Source organism: Psychrobacter sp. NPDC077938 (assembly GCF_044542635.1).
Taxonomy (GTDB): domain Bacteria; phylum Pseudomonadota; class Gammaproteobacteria; order Pseudomonadales; family Moraxellaceae; genus Psychrobacter.
This window is the reverse complement of the sequence record NZ_JBITUW010000002.1, coordinates 566522-578906: the sequence shown is the minus strand read 5'-3', so window position 1 is coordinate 578906 and position 12385 is coordinate 566522. Positions and strand designations below refer to the sequence as shown.

The window sequence follows — 12385 nt, the reverse complement described above, 5'->3', positions numbered from 1 at the left end:
AACATTACTTGGATATATTATGAAAATAGCAGTAGTAGGTACAGGCTACGTAGGCCTATCAAATGCAATGCTATTGGCACAGCACAACGAAGTCGTCGCTGTCGACATTGTTCCTGAAAAAATCGACTTATTGAATACTCAGCAATCCCCTATTGAAGATGATGATATTGAGGATTTTTTATCAAATAAAAATCTCAACTTTTCTGCGACACTTGATGCAGCGGCAGCCTATGAAGGCTCTGATTTTATTATTGTGGCGACACCAACTGATTATGATGCCAAAACCAATTATTTTAATACATCAACGGTAGAAGCAGTGATTGAGCAAGTACTTTTAGTCAATCAACAAGCAACCATTATTATAAAGTCCACCGTACCAGTGGGATATACGGCGGGTATTAGAGAGCGTTATGCAACTGACCGTATTATCTTTTCACCCGAGTTTTTGCGAGAAGGTAAAGCGCTGCATGACAACCTTTACCCTTCTCGAATCATTGTAGGTGAACAGTCAGAACGAGCTCAATTATTCGCTAACTTACTCCTTGAAGGCGCAATCAAAAAGGACGTGCCGCTACTGTTTGTAAAGCCTACTGAAGCTGAGGCAATCAAGCTGTTTTCTAATACTTATTTAGCAATGCGCGTGGCCTATTTTAATGAGCTTGATACTTACGCTCAAACCTTTGGACTTGAAACCAAACAAATCATAGAAGGTATTGGTTTAGACCCGCGCATTGGTGATCATTATAACAATCCATCATTTGGCTATGGTGGCTACTGCTTGCCTAAAGATACCAAACAGTTATTGGCAAATTATGACGAGGTGCCAAGTAACCTAATAAAAGCCATTGTCGATTCCAACAGAACTCGTAAAGATTTTATCGCTGATAAAGTTATTGAACGAAAACCGAAAATTGTAGGTATACACCGATTGGTTATGAAAAGCGGATCAGACAACTTTAGAGCTTCTGCCATACAAGGCATCATGAAACGTATTAAGGCAAAAGGTATCGAAGTCATTGTTTACGAACCAGTATTGAAAGAAAGTACCTTTTTCAACTCACAAGTTATTCAAGACCTAGAAGCGTTTAAATCAATGAGTGATGTCATTGTGGCAAACCGTTTATCTGCTGAAATCGAAGATGTGGCGGACAAGGTCTTTACTAGAGATTTATTCGGGAGCGACTGATGAATATATTAGTCACTGGTGCGGCAGGTTTTATTGGTTTTCATCTAATTAAAGCTCTATTAGAAATGGAGCTGCCTAATAGTAATCATTGCATCGTTGGTATTGATAATATCAACGACTACTATGACGTGAGCTTAAAAAAAGAGCGCTTAAAACTACTAAATGAAATATCAGAACCAGAATACTTTACTTTCATTAAGCTAGACCTTGCTGATCGCGAAGCCATGTCTGATCTTTTTTCTACCTATCAATTCGATATTGTCATTAATTTAGGTGCACAAGCAGGTGTCCGCTACTCTCTTGAAAACCCTAATGCATACATTGATTCAAATGTGGTTGGCTTTGTTAATATACTTGAGGGCTGTCGCCATCATGATATTAAGCATTTAATCTATGCTAGCTCCAGCTCTGTCTATGGTATGAATATAAAACAGCCATTTACTACCGCTGATTGTGTTGATTTTCCTATCAGTTTATATGCGGCCACGAAAAAATCTAACGAGCTCATGGCGCATAGCTACAGCCATTTATATAATATCCCTACGACAGGATTAAGGTTTTTTACCGTTTACGGTCCTCATGGTCGACCTGATATGGCATATTTTTCTTTTACCAAAAAAATTATAGCTGGTGAGCCAATCAATGTCTTCAATAATGGTGATATGCAGCGTGACTTTACCTATATTGATGATATTGTAAAAGGTATTATTCGGATAATGGATAAAGCTCCCTCTCCTCAATACTCTACTATCACTACAGCGGCCGCCCCTTATAAAATATATAACATTGGCAATAACCAACCAGTAACTTTACGCCGTTTTATCACTGCCATCGAAAGCGCTTGTGGCAAAAAAGCGCAAGAGAATTTATTGCCGATGCAAGCAGGTGATGTGCCTATTACTTATGCAGATATAGACGAGCTAGTAGATGATATTGATTTCAAACCTGATACCAGTATCGAAGATGGAATCACAAAGTTTGTCAAATGGTACAAGCAATACTATTCAGTTTAAGCAGGAATATTTCATAAATTATTTTGGTATCAATTTTTTCGACAGACGTTTAAGCTCTAATTGCATCATACTTGTTCAAAGGATTTTAGTGACATGACTACACCTTCAAACTGGCAAAGAAAACTGCTATTGATATTTCTAAGTGAAAAAAGATTGAATGCGGGTAAGATTGTCAAAAACTATGATGGTAAAAGCTTTGATGAGATGAAAACGACAATAATCACCGAGTCATCGTGTGATATCGAAGCACTGACAGATGAGCGTAAAAGTACAGACTTAGAAATCCACTTAAATAATTTAAAGTATCAATCTTTAGGAGATTCTGAGCTCTGCTTTTATCACAATACGCTTATTATATTAATGCGCCGCAAATACAAAATAGATAAAACTTTTACTGAATTTGAGAAGCTTTGGGAGTCAGAAAGCGACTATTTATTAGAGCATCTTTCGCTGCGCTGGATTGTCTCAGCCTGCGATACTTTCATTGATCACTCAAATAACAGTCTTAGAGCTGCTATTTTAATGAACGTCATCACTCTAATGAATACCTTAAGAGTTCATGAGACCAAAAACTTTTTACAACTGAGCACTAATGCTGAACCTATGCCGTTATTAAACGAAAAAACCGACATACTTTATGCCGGCGATTTGCCTCTATACGATGGGCTTACTTATTTCCGTATTGGTACCGATGATAGCTTAAGAAATATGCGTAAACGCTATAATAAATTTCAGAAAGTCGATAAATTGGCTACGACTATACTGCTTGCTGTATTCGAAAAACTACAGAATAACCAGAGTGCTTTCGCTACTCTACGGCAATTGCATAGAGATGATTGGTCCAAATGGTGGTTAGATTAAGACCTTTTATCTATATTCTTAACATTCGATGCAAATTCAATATACTTCTTGGCTATTGTGACAGGAAGAAGTGCTTCGCTAAATTCAGAGTGGAATTGCTCTGGATCTTTCATAGCTAGGCTTAATTTAGCTGCAATAGCATCTATGTCTCTCATAGGCATTAGGTTTTTTTGAGGTAACAACTCACTTGGCCCGGATTGGCAGTCAGTACTGATAACTGGTGTTCCTAACACTAAAGACTCTGCTATCACCAAGGCAAACCCTTCCCAATCAGAAGTCAATACTTTAAATTGCGCATGCTTTATATACGGAAAAGGGTTTTCATGGAAACCTAAAAAGACAACTTTATCTTCTAAGTTGAGCTCTGCTACCAACGCCTCTGTACTGCTTTGAAGCTTACCTTTACCCAAAAGAAGCAACGGCAAAGACTGATCTGTCTTTGCGTAAGCTCTCAATAGCACATCATGACGTTTTGCTTCTTTAAAACTGCCAACGTGAATAATATAATTTTGATATTCTGGAATGAAAGCATCAGCTAACTTTTGAATACCGTCTCTATCAATAGGATTATGTATTGCTGTAGTTGAGGTAACATGACCAAAGTTTTCTACAAAATCTTTTTCTACTCCGTTACTAACACAGGCACAAGGATTTTTGGAATAAATTCTCGTAAAGTTTTCTTTTCTCTGATGACCAACATCTGTTTTTGCAAACTTATACAATAATGACAAAGTATTATGAATCACGTAAATGATGTTCGGCAGGCTACTATAGCTAAAAATACTGTCTGAACGATCAAGGTTAGACAAAATGATATCAGGCTGTCCGATATTTTTTTTGACATAACGATCTACCGCATGAGCGAAAAATTTATCGCGACGCTGTGTTCCTGGTATCATCTTGTAGGGCTTGAATTTGAGCACATGATAAATAAGGTTTGGATTAAGATCATATTCAACCCGTGGTTTGAATCTTAAAATATGTACTTCGTATCCTAATTCGTAAAACCCCTGCCCCAAAGTAAGAACGACTCGCTCTGCCCCTCCACCTTGTAAACAATTAATAGCGAGCAACGCTACTTTTTTATCCTGCTTCATAAACGACAACCTATGGATGAATTTCTATTCATTTAATGTGTGAAATATTATTATATTAAATGAATCAACGTTTAAATAATTTTGCAAATAGCGATTTAGAAGCCTTTGGACGAGTTACTTTATTGCCTATATATCCTTGTTGTGATTTTTTTGGAAAACTACCAAATGGCTCGATTCGATAACTTTCTAAATCATATCCAGCAGTAAGCGCTTCATTATAGTAGGTATCGAAAAGATCGACCAAATCCTGTCTTGGATGTGGTAATACTTCGCCATCAAACCAATGCTCAATCCCTTCCTCACTCACTCTAGGTAAGGAGTACTTATGACTGAATTGCGTGCCCATATCCGAATAATGCAAAATTTTGATTTCTTCTATTGCTAAGTCTTCACCATCGATACAGTTATAGCTATCTTGATAAGGCTCAATCAGTTGCGTCTTTTTCTTAAACAAAGCCATCATCTCTTTGTGACTTTTGGGATCTTTTTTAAGTTTCTCGATAGGCAAAACCACATTTTTTGCAGCATCACAATCCCACACACAGGTGCATAGACGAGTCATATCAGCATTTGCTTTAGCGGCTACTATAGACTGCCCTTGGATAGGATGCTGCCATAGCTTTGCTAGATCGTCTAAAATAACAACATCAGCATCCATATAGATCGCACGTCCAGAGTAATTGCAATACTCTGGAATCGCCCATCTAAAACCAGAAAAAGGTGTTGACCATTTAGTAGTATCCCAGCCCTTACCAGTCTCAGGATTTGAATACCAGTAGCTGTGCGGATCGCGCGATAACTGCATCCATACTATTTCCACTGGTATACTAGTATGTTTATGAATACTATAATCCAGAACCATCATCTGCTCTAAATCACAGTTATTTGGGTCACAGCCAACAAAGACTCTGATGGTATCATTTGTTTTCATAATTTTATCCATTCACTGGGTCATGCTTCTATCTTCACGAATATAAAGATAGAAAGCATCAATACTAACGTTTGCTAATATGGTAATAACTATAAAATTAAATCTATTCTTTCCAGTACTTCTCAATCCACCCTACTGGCAAAATAAAATGACGCAAATGGCGCAATGGGCGTTTCAAGTTTTTAGGTTCAGTAAGTCTTTTTAAATGGTCTTTAGCATTATTGGCGGCGTTTTTATTGTATCTGCCTTCAATAGCGTGCGTAGGATACAAATCACCTGGGAAGATAACAATACGAGCGCCTTTAGGAATCTTCGGTTCTTTGAGGTAGTTAAGCGGAAATGGTTGGCGACATTTACGTCTAAAGTGTGCGACCCAAGCTTTTGGAAATAGTTTTACACCACCTGGTGCATTGCGGGTGACAAAGCGCTGCTCAAAACGATATTCATCAGCGATACCTTGTGGATCAGCTTTGAACTTCTCTTGGAGTGAAACAAGTGACCCTATCTGAAATCTAAAGCAAGAGGTCTGCCCCAAGCGCTCTAATGGATTGCTTGGGTTATAAGACAAGATAACATCATCTGGCTCGCCATATTCAAAGAAAGGATCGAGACTATTAACGATAATCACGTCCAAATCTACAAATAATACTGTCCCTGTTAAATCACCGAGCTTTTCACCCCACAAACGAGATTTCGGCCACTTTCCTAACGTATTCGTTGGCATAGTGACATCTAATGGTGGCAGTTCTTGACATTCGATTTCTGGACGTACATCAGTCGTATCATCCGTAAAACACACAAAACGAAATGGCGGGGTGATATTACGAGATACCATACCATATAGTTTATTGGCGTAATCAGCACCGTACTTTGTACCCCATTTAATACAAATAATTTGTTTGATATTTTTATTATCAGCTGTACTAGAATCTATTGGCATTGACTGCTCACTTTAATCGTATGGATAAATATGATGGCTATATTAGCATAAAAAAAAGACTGAACAATTATGTTCAGCCTTTTTGGCCTTTAAAGTAACGGCATTATTAATCAATAAAGCTTAACCAGTCCATATATTTCTCATTACGACCATGAACCACATCAAAGTATAGGGTCTGTAGTTTTTCAGTCAATGGACCGCGGCCACCATTACCGATGATGCGATCGTCATATTCACGAATAGGCGTGACTTCAGCAGCAGTACCTGTCATAAATATCTCGTCAGCCAAGTAAAACTCATCACGAGTGATACGGCGTTCGATGACATTGATACCTAGGTCAGCCGCGAACTGCAAGATAGTACGACGAGTGATACCGTCTAATGCACCACCTGATAGGTCTGGCGTATGTAGCTCACCATTTTTTACCAAAAATAAGTTCTCGCCTGCGCCCTGACATACAAATCCTTGTGGATCCATCAAGATAGCTTCGTCATAGCCATTACGCGTCACTTCTTGGTTGGCCATGATAGACACAGGATAGTTACTAGAGGCTTTAGCCTTACACATAGTCACGTTTGGCATGTGATGCGTATATGATGACGTTTTTACACGGATACCGTTTTTGATGCCTTCTTCACCAAGATAAGCACCCCAATGCCAAGCAGCAACCATGGCATTGATGCTGTTGTCACGTGAAGACAAGCCAAGTTTTTCTGCACCCACCCAAATGAGCGGACGAATATAAGCTTCTGCCAAGTTGTTTTGCTTGACCACATCCTTATGTGCTTGCTCTAAAGTGGCAGCATCAAAAGGCACGTCCATTTGAAAGATTTTGGCTGAGCCAAGTAGACGCTCGGTATGTTCTTTTAAGCGGAAAATAGCAGTACGATTATCCGCGGTTTGGTAAGCGCGTACGCCTTCAAACACAGCCATACCGTAATGCAAGCTATGTGTAAGCACATGAACTTTAGCATCTGGCTGTTCGATCATTGTGCCATTCATCCAAAGCTTACCATCTTGTGTTGCCATATTCATTTTATTGTCCTTATGCTAGCACTGACGTCTAACTTTTTTTAGGTAGGTTTTATTTAACAGTATTGATCAACATCGTATGATAACACCGCAGCGTCAATTTTTATTGCCTAAACAACAGCTTCATTATGACAAACGACTGACAGTGTTATGATGATGTGTGACCGATTATATCACTGGCCGTCTTGGCAAATGAAATCTTTTGGTTTGGCACTATATGGTTTTTAATTATATCGTTCCTAGCTACCAATTCTATCCATAGTTTTTGTTCATAGCTTTTATTGATAGTTTTTGTTCATAGCTTCTATTTATCGTAACGCATTACAGTTTAAGCGTCTCTTGGACTATCGGCAAGACCTTAATCATACAAGTTACGATATTACTCGTCGTCTGTCTCCACACCCATAAGATGCTGCCATTGTGACTGTACTAACGCTCGCGTCTCCTGCCACAATAACTCATCAACGAGCAAAGACTGCTCTGATAGTGCCAACTGATGCGTGGCAGCACGTATTCTTAGATAGGCATCGGTCAAATCCTGACAGACTTGGTCATCCCAAATACCAAGCAAAGCAACTTCTGCAAAAATTCGCACATTATCGCTCCATTTGGTCAAACTTGGATATTCATGCGAGTAGGCCAATACGGCAAACTGTGCTAAAAACTCAATGTCTACAATCCCGCCTGCATCTTGCTTAAGATGAAACTTGCCCGCCTCCTGCTGCCATTGGCTCGTGCCTAGATGCTTTTGCATTTTGATACGCATGCTGGTGACTTCGCTACGTACTTGATCCAGTGTCCGTGGCAACGACAATACATCGCGGCGAATATCACAAAAGCGTGCAGTGACTCGTCTGTCCCCACAAATCGCACGAGCACGTACCAACGCTTGATGCTCCCATGACCATGCTTTATCCATTTGATAGGTTTCAAACGCATGACAAGACACCACCATCATGCCAGCATTTCCTGAGGGTCGCAGACGCATATCAATCTCATAAGCACGGCCATCACGGGTTTGAGTATTGAGATAATTCATCAGCTTTTGTACAAGACGCGCGGCAAACTTCATACCACTGACTGATTTTTCACCAGTGGTCATACCTTGCTCTTTTATCTTGTGTAAGAATACCAAGTCCAAATCTGAAGAATACGATAACTCTAAGCCACCAAGCTTGCCATAACCAATAATTGCAAAGCCACAGTCCGCTTCAGTAACCGGATCGCCATCTTGGCCAATAGGATACCCATAACGGTTAACAATCTCTGCAAAAGCACGCTCTAATGCTGCTTCTAGTACGACTTCAGCGATATAAGTCAATGAATCCGACACTTTCATAATCGGGCGTTCAGCCAATACATCACTAGCCGCGACCGCCAACACCTGATTCTTTTTAAACAGTCGCAGGACGCTTAACAGCTCTTCTTCATCGTTTGGCTCGACGCGTAGCAACTGTTGGCGCAAGATATCACGTAGCTCACGCTTATCTGGCAGGTGGCGATAACGCTGCTGCAAAAATGTGTCTAATAATACAGGATACTGAGCCAACTCTTTTGCGATCCACGGGCTGGCAGATAACATTGGAATCAGCTCAATCGTTGCATTGGGGTTTTCAGCAATCATGACCAAGTAGATAGAACGGCGGCAAATCGCTTCAAGCAGTGAGATCAATCTTGGTAAAGCAGTATTGGCAAGTTGCTGCTGTTCTTGATGCGCTAACAACGCATGGACAATGACAGGATATGCGTCGTCTAAACGCTCTCTGGCCTCATCACTTAAGTTAGCCACCATTTTTGATTGCCAAAAGTTCTGTAGTAACTCGCGATTTTCTTTTGTTAGCACTTCATTTAAACGGGCAATTTGCTCATCTAAGTGCTCTGGTTCTAGATCAGTATCTTCATTATCAGGTACTTGGCGCTCAGTGACCATACGCTCAAACGGTACATTGACACTCTCGCGATGACGATTAAGCTGGTCTAATAAGGAATGCCAGTTTTCAAAATTTAGCGTCACGGCTAGATTATGCTGCCATTGCTCATCGTGTGGTAAGCGCTGGGTCTGCTGATCATTAATCGCTTGAATAGCATGCTCAAGCCGGCGTAAAAACCGATACGCTGCCTGTAGCTGCTCGTAAGTTGAATGCTCCAGATAGCCAAGCTCACACAATACTTGCATCGCTTGCAAGCAAGGTTTGATTTGCAGCTGTGGATGCCTGCCGCCATAGATAAGCTGAAAGGCCTGTACGATAAACTCAATATCTCTAATACCACCCGCGCCAAGCTTGATATTGTCCAAGTCTTCACGCTGTGCAACTTGGTTTTGAATAAGAGACTTCATCTCTCTCAATGCCGAAAACGCACTGTAGTCCACGTAATAACGAAAAACAAATGGCTTAATTAGCGCTTGTATCTCTTCATAAAATGGCTGATCTATTTGTCCGACTACGCGTGCTTTTAACCAAGCAAAACGCTCCCATGCACGCCCATGCATCGTAAAGTATTTTTGCAATGCAGACAGATGAATGGCCAAATCACTTCCATCGCCCCATGGACGTAAGCGCATATCTACACGAAAGACAAAACCGTCAGCGGTCTTGTTATCAAGTAGTTTAATAATGCCTTGACCCAATCTAGTCATAAAGCGTTTGTTATCTATACTACGTGTGCCTTGTTCTTTATTGCCATTGGTCTCGCCGCGCGCTTGATGCACAAAGATTAGATCAATATCACTTGATAAATTCAGCTCTTGCGCACCAAGCTTACCCATGGCCATGATTGCCATATCATCAATCTGTACATTGCCTTGTTCATTGATAAAGGTCGGCTCGCCATATTTAGCAACCAAATGCTGATAGGTATAATCCTTAGCAAAAGAGATACAGCCATCTGCAAACTCAGACAACTCATCGGTCAGCTGCTCCAGACTGATCGTCTGCAAGGCATCTTGCCAAATCCAGCGCATCATTAGTAGCGTGCGCAAGTGACGCAAACCACTCATGACCTTGATTTCATCAGCGAGTTGATAGTTCTCATCTAACGTATAATCTTGTATCAGATCATCGATTTGCTGACGGGTCAGCGTACTATTCAATGGATAGCTACGCAAAAACGTCTGACATGAAACGGTCCGACTTTCCCAAATCTGATAAGCGAACTCGCTCGCTGTCTGCAGGACTTGCAGTTGTTCTACGGTAGGCTGATAATCTGTACCATTGTTCACACGTGAGGGCATAGCAGGTAACATAGTGACAAAAACTCCTTACATAGAATGGTAAGACTACGTGAACCTAGCTCATAAGTTTATTGTTTTTTCTTACGAGGCAGTCACAGCATCAGATAATAATACTCAGTGTGCCTACACTTGAGATAAAACCACGTTAAATAACAGTGACTCTATTTGGTTTGCGGCGCTTTATGGTAGCATAAACATCTTTGATAGAGACGACGCACCTCTCTTTTATGACATAACGCTATTTGATATGACAGTATGATCCGCTGTATGTCTCATTATCAGTATAAATTCTGTTTTCTGTCACGCAAATTTGCACACAAGCACTATAATAATAACGACCAAATTACTTTATACAAAGCATTTATAGCAACTCGGCCATAATTTTTAAACTCTTATTTATAATATGTGATACCGCGCCTTATGACGACCACTACCCCGTTACTACTGATTACTGCTGACCCTAGTCACCCATTGGCACACTTGGCGTTACGCTATGCGCGCGCTTACCTGAATGGCGCAGCGAATAGTGATGATATTGATAACAATGACACTAATAGTACAGGTACAGGTAGCAGCGATAATGCTACCTCTGAACAACCCCTGCTCAATGTCTTCTTTTATGGTGATTCGGCTCACATAGCCAATCGATTACGTTGGCAGTCAGCCGATCAATTAGACTTGACCAAAGAATGGCAGTCTTTGGCTGAGCAGTATCAATTACCCTTGCCCGTCTGTGTCAGCACAGCCCTTAGCCGCGGTGTGAGTGATGTAGACAACAGCTCACGTCATCAGCTTGACGGTGCCAATCTTGCGACAGGGTTTACGTTAGTGGGACTCAGTGAGCTTGCGATGATGATGCAGGATGACTGTCGTTTGATACAGTTTTGATAGCGTATCGTTGGATAACTTGTCTATTGAGATCACTGGTAGCGGTAAATATTTTTAGGAATAAATAATGAGATTATTAATTCAGCTGCACACGCCCACTGAAGCAGCAAGCTACGAAGGTTGTGCGCTTGCGCTAACTTTAGCGACATTTGGTCATGAGGTGCAATTGTTCTTAGATGCGCCGGTCTTTGGCCTATTGATGCAATCTGACTCGCGGCTACATGGCATGATTCAGTCACTTGAGCTTTACGATATGCCCGCAGCTTGGCTACCCGATGACGTCTTTAGTGGCTGGGTCACCGGTATGTTGCCGACAGATCTGGCATCACAGCTCACACTCGTGCCAGAGGTCATTAACTCGCAAGACTTTGAGCAGATACTTACCTTTTAAATCGCTATATAACTTAGATTTATAAAATAATAAAGCACGTAATCGGATACCTTTATGGCAACTTTATATCAATTGCATAGCACGATGGCTACCCTCAGACACAGTACAGAAGAGATGTCTCGCACTTGGCGCACAGGTGATAGTATCCTTCTGCTTGGCAGCACCCCTGCTTTTATCGACTGGCTCAATGCTTATTTAAATGATAGCGATATCGAGGATATTGCTGGTATTTACGCATTGGCAGATGACATCGCACAGCTCACGGCAAATACAACTGGCAAGCTTAATTTAGAGACTAAGTTGACTGCTATTTTAAACGACGCAGAATGGGTCGAACTGACTCAGAGCAGTGAGTTTGACAAAGTGGTGACGATTGCCTTATGAGTAATGATATGACCACTCACAACGCTGCATTATCAGCGGCTGATATCGAATTAGATCAAGACGGCCATCTGTGTGACCATACGATTTGGACACCTGTTATCGCGCAGCAATTGGCAGACACATTAGAGGTCAATCTGAGCGACGAGCATTTAGAAGTTTTGCAACAAGTGCGCGCGTTTTTTGACAAATTTAATCACGCGCCAGCAACCCGTCCATTAATCAAATGGCTGCAAAAGACTTTGCCAGAACTCGATATTAGCAATCAAAAGCTACAGCAATTGTTTAATACAGGTTTAGTCGCGCGTCATGTCAATCGCTTAGCAGGACTACCCAAACCACCAAACTGTTTATAAGTGCTTTATAGTCGATAAGATACAATCGATAGCGCACTAGAAAATTATCATATGTACATGAGCAGCATCTAATACT

At 40.9% G+C, this 12385-nt stretch carries 12 protein-coding genes; 7 read left to right on the top strand and 5 right to left on the bottom strand.

Annotated elements, in window-relative coordinates; translation table 11 throughout:
• Window positions 1-19 precede the first annotated feature (19 nt).
• The 3 genes from ACIGBM_RS05870 (at window position 20) to ACIGBM_RS05860 (ending at window position 3060) form a co-directional block, all read left to right on the top strand.
• Window positions 20-1186, top strand: coding sequence for a nucleotide sugar dehydrogenase (locus ACIGBM_RS05870; RefSeq protein WP_397477070.1), 1167 nt, complete (start codon window positions 20-22; stop codon window positions 1184-1186).
• Window positions 1186-2199, top strand: coding sequence for an NAD-dependent epimerase (locus ACIGBM_RS05865; protein ID WP_397477069.1), 1014 nt, complete (start codon window positions 1186-1188; stop codon window positions 2197-2199). The genes ACIGBM_RS05870 and ACIGBM_RS05865 overlap by 1 nt, the downstream gene beginning before the upstream one ends.
• A 93-nt stretch (window positions 2200-2292) precedes the next feature.
• Window positions 2293-3060, top strand: a complete 768-nt coding sequence (locus tag ACIGBM_RS05860; protein WP_397477068.1) for a hypothetical protein — start codon at window positions 2293-2295, stop codon at window positions 3058-3060.
• Here the strand turns inward: ACIGBM_RS05860 and ACIGBM_RS05855 are convergent.
• From ACIGBM_RS05855 to glnE, 5 genes are all read right to left on the bottom strand, one after another.
• Entirely contained in the window at window positions 3057-4157 is a 1101-nt protein-coding gene (locus ACIGBM_RS05855) for a glycosyltransferase (RefSeq protein WP_341609089.1), read from the bottom strand. The genes ACIGBM_RS05860 and ACIGBM_RS05855 overlap by 4 nt on opposite strands.
• Before the next feature lie 64 nt (window positions 4158-4221).
• Window positions 4222-5088, bottom strand: a complete 867-nt coding sequence (locus ACIGBM_RS05850) for a glycosyltransferase (protein ID WP_397477067.1) — start codon at window positions 5086-5088, stop codon at window positions 4222-4224.
• Between the two features lie 103 nt (window positions 5089-5191).
• Entirely contained in the window at window positions 5192-6028 is an 837-nt protein-coding gene (locus ACIGBM_RS05845) for a glycosyl transferase (RefSeq protein ID WP_397477066.1), read from the bottom strand.
• Between the two features lie 106 nt (window positions 6029-6134).
• Window positions 6135-7064 carry a branched-chain amino acid transaminase gene (locus ACIGBM_RS05840; RefSeq protein ID WP_238069605.1) on the bottom strand — a complete coding sequence of 310 codons (930 nt, stop codon included), beginning with the start codon at window positions 7062-7064 and terminating at the stop codon, window positions 6135-6137.
• Between the two features lie 376 nt (window positions 7065-7440).
• Complete coding sequence (gene glnE, locus ACIGBM_RS05835; protein ID WP_397477065.1) at window positions 7441-10305, bottom strand: bifunctional [glutamate--ammonia ligase]-adenylyl-L-tyrosine phosphorylase/[glutamate--ammonia-ligase] adenylyltransferase; 2865 nt, start codon at window positions 10303-10305, stop codon at window positions 7441-7443.
• A gap of 408 nt (window positions 10306-10713) precedes the next feature.
• On the opposite strand from glnE, the gene tusD reads away from it, so the two are divergent.
• From tusD to ACIGBM_RS05815, 4 genes are all read left to right on the top strand, one after another.
• On the top strand, window positions 10714-11181 hold the full coding sequence (gene tusD / locus ACIGBM_RS05830) for a sulfurtransferase complex subunit TusD (RefSeq protein WP_296207729.1): 468 nt from the start codon (window positions 10714-10716) through the stop codon (window positions 11179-11181).
• A gap of 67 nt (window positions 11182-11248) precedes the next feature.
• Complete coding sequence (locus ACIGBM_RS05825) at window positions 11249-11572, top strand: hypothetical protein (protein WP_101204423.1); 324 nt, start codon at window positions 11249-11251, stop codon at window positions 11570-11572.
• Window positions 11573-11626: 54 nt separating this feature from the next.
• Window positions 11627-11956, top strand: a complete 330-nt coding sequence (locus tag ACIGBM_RS05820) for a hypothetical protein (protein WP_397477064.1) — start codon at window positions 11627-11629, stop codon at window positions 11954-11956.
• A gap of 8 nt (window positions 11957-11964) precedes the next feature.
• Complete coding sequence (locus ACIGBM_RS05815; RefSeq protein WP_224737920.1) at window positions 11965-12309, top strand: TusE/DsrC/DsvC family sulfur relay protein; 345 nt, start codon at window positions 11965-11967, stop codon at window positions 12307-12309.
• Window positions 12310-12385 lie beyond the last annotated feature (76 nt).

Bases quoted from the DNA above. Each gene is read 5' to 3' on its own strand.
- ACIGBM_RS05840 (WP_238069605.1), bottom strand. From the start codon at position 7,064: ATGAATATGGCAACACAAGATGGTAAGCTTTGGATGAATGGCACAATG.
- ACIGBM_RS05815 (WP_224737920.1), top strand. From the start codon at position 11,965: ATGACCACTCACAACGCTGCATTATCAGCGGCTGATATCGAATTAGAT.
- ACIGBM_RS05825 (WP_101204423.1), top strand. From the start codon at position 11,249: ATGAGATTATTAATTCAGCTGCACACGCCCACTGAAGCAGCAAGCTAC.
- ACIGBM_RS05845 (WP_397477066.1), bottom strand. From the start codon at position 6,028: ATGCCAATAGATTCTAGTACAGCTGATAATAAAAATATCAAACAAATT.
- ACIGBM_RS05865 (WP_397477069.1), top strand. From the start codon at position 1,186: ATGAATATATTAGTCACTGGTGCGGCAGGTTTTATTGGTTTTCATCTA.
- ACIGBM_RS05870 (WP_397477070.1), top strand. From the start codon at position 20: ATGAAAATAGCAGTAGTAGGTACAGGCTACGTAGGCCTATCAAATGCA.
- tusD (WP_296207729.1), top strand. From the start codon at position 10,714: ATGACGACCACTACCCCGTTACTACTGATTACTGCTGACCCTAGTCAC.
- ACIGBM_RS05850 (WP_397477067.1), bottom strand. From the start codon at position 5,088: ATGAAAACAAATGATACCATCAGAGTCTTTGTTGGCTGTGACCCAAAT.
- glnE (WP_397477065.1), bottom strand. From the start codon at position 10,305: ATGTTACCTGCTATGCCCTCACGTGTGAACAATGGTACAGATTATCAG.
- ACIGBM_RS05860 (WP_397477068.1), top strand. From the start codon at position 2,293: ATGACTACACCTTCAAACTGGCAAAGAAAACTGCTATTGATATTTCTA.
- ACIGBM_RS05855 (WP_341609089.1), bottom strand. From the start codon at position 4,157: ATGAAGCAGGATAAAAAAGTAGCGTTGCTCGCTATTAATTGTTTACAA.
- ACIGBM_RS05820 (WP_397477064.1), top strand. From the start codon at position 11,627: ATGGCAACTTTATATCAATTGCATAGCACGATGGCTACCCTCAGACAC.